The organism is Gluconobacter sp. Dm-62 (assembly GCF_018256155.1).
Taxonomy (GTDB): Bacteria; Pseudomonadota; Alphaproteobacteria; order Acetobacterales; family Acetobacteraceae; genus Gluconobacter.
Map to the genome: position 1 here is coordinate 1 of NZ_JAERLY010000051.1, position 861 is coordinate 861.

1 protein-coding gene is annotated in these 861 nt (G+C 64.7%); it reads right to left on the bottom strand.

Annotated features, from left to right (window positions below):
• Positions 1-861 (bottom strand): dihydroxyacetone kinase subunit DhaK (locus JK202_RS16165; RefSeq protein ID WP_211562507.1); only part of this gene is annotated, 861 nt, incomplete at both ends.

Here is an 861-nt window from a genome sequence, read left to right on the forward strand (position 1 = left end):
AGGACGCCCCTGCGCCGTCCCGGACCGCATGTACAGAACCTCGGTCTCCGCTGGCACTTCAAGCCGCGTGCTCCCCTCCCCGGCCAGCAGACCATGGCTCAGCGCCGCGGACTCCACAGGCGAACGCCAGTACCGCTCCAGATCCTCATCCAGCCAGGTCAGCGTCAGCGAACAGCCCGCCATATCAAGGCTTGTGACATACTCGCCAACCAGCGGCGCCACGAGCGTCAGACCCGCCTTTTCAAACCTCGGCACCAGCCGGTCCCAGAGAACGAACAGCTCTTCCTGCTTCGTGCTTCCCAGCCCGTTCAGCAGCACCGCCACCCGGCGCGAGCCCCCCTCCGGCAATTCCGCCAGCAGACGATCGAACAGAAGCCCCGCCAGATGCTCCGGGTCCGGAACATCCTGCTCGTCAATGCCCGGCTCCCCATGTACCCCCAGCCCGAGCGCCATACGGTTCTTCGGAACCTCGAACAGCTTTTCCTTCTCGCCGGGCAGCGTGCAGCCATCGAACGCCACACCGAACGTGCAGGTCTGACGGTTCACCCGCTGCGCAACCTCCTCGACTTCATCGAGCGTCAGCCCCGCCTCGGCCGCAGCCCCCACAATCCGGAAAATCACCAGATCACCGGCAATCCCGCGCCGCTTCTCCCGTGTGGACGCGTCCGAACTCGCCACATCATCCGCCGTCGCCAGAACGCGAACGTCATAGCCCTCTTCGCGCAGCCGGTCCGCCGCAATCCCGAAATTCAGCACATCCCCGGCATAGTTGCCGTAACCGAGAATGATCCCGCCCCCCAGATCCGCCTGGCGTGCAATGCTCTTAATGGCCTGCGTGGAAGGCGACGCAAAAATATCCCC